Below are 1,133 nucleotides of genomic sequence, written 5' to 3' on the forward strand. Positions count from 1 at the left end.
GCTCGATCATGCCCTGAGCATGGGTTGTATTTTCCGCGTCCTGCCACAAAAAGAGCGTGACCCCAAGCGTGGCAGCATTGCGACCGCTGAGGATATTGCTCGCAGCCCCTGTATCTGTCGGTTGCTTATTCGGTGCGATGGAAAACACCGGGATTGGCCAGTACGCCACCGACTCGCCTGCCGAATGTTTGAAAGCAACACGAGTGTTGATTGCCTTGGTGATTTCCCGGGAGCTCAATGCAGAATCATAATCCTTGGCGTCTCGTGAATAGATCGAAGTGAAGTTGTCGTTCTTTTTTTTAACTTCTCGCCATATCGACGATTGATGCCAGTCGTCCACCGCAATCCCCACCCCCCGAATTTCCAACGCATAAGTCCGCGCTTGCGTGGCTTGCTGCTCGGTGATTTGCGCCATGACCTTGGCTTTATAAGCGGTGAACTCCGCCTTTTCACTGGCCACGGCTTTGCCCCACCAGTGAACGCTGAATATCACAAGTAAAGGGCCCAGAATGGCAGCGATTCCCCTGCGTATTACCGGGTTCATGTCACGTAGTACCACGTTGTTAACCAGGCCCATGGGATGCCTCATGTTCCGGGAGCGCCGCGGCTAGGGGAGCCGTACTTGAAGGGATCGGCTCCACGGTTCTCGCGGTTTTTCTCTTTGCGCGTCTCGTCCGGTGGGCGGATCATTTGTACCGTCAGGCTGCCGTCCTGGCCGGCGTAGACCACCGCGCTGGCACCGCCGTCGTGGTAGCTGGCCATGGTCGCCAGGTTGATTTCGACCAGAACCCCACTGACGCCGGTATTACCCAGACGCCGCCCGATGTCGTACCCCTCATCGACATTGCCCAAATCAATGCCATGGCCGTCGGTATTCAGGCCGAGCAAGGCAATGTTCAGGGCAATTTCTGCGGCCACGTTATCGGTGGAATCGTAAAACACTCGGACCGGCTGCTGCCCTTTGGGCAACGTCTCCAGGGCCTCTAACCAGCCTGCCTGCAAGGCTTTGGCCTGCAACGCCGGTTTAAGCCGCTTGCCGTGTTCGTCCTGCATCGAGACCTTGATCGGCCGATGCAAGTAACCCAGCACCGGCGCGGCGTCGAACTCTTTGAGCTGGTGATGGGTCCAGCGGA

General features: G+C 57.4%; 1 protein-coding gene and 1 pseudogene. Both read right to left on the minus strand.

Annotated elements, in window-relative coordinates; all coding sequences use genetic code 11:
- Positions 1–577: DUF2875 family protein (locus tag EQV97_RS28840; protein ID WP_240890575.1), on the minus strand; the 577-nt coding region annotated here is incomplete at its 3' end.
- Between the two features lie 8 nt (positions 578–585).
- Positions 586–1,133: pseudogene (locus EQV97_RS28845) on the minus strand (DUF2875 family protein); the annotation flags it as partial.

Source organism: Pseudomonas sp. TMW22090 (genome assembly GCF_022496665.1).
Taxonomy (GTDB): Bacteria; Pseudomonadota; Gammaproteobacteria; order Pseudomonadales; family Pseudomonadaceae; genus Aquipseudomonas; species Aquipseudomonas gregormendelii.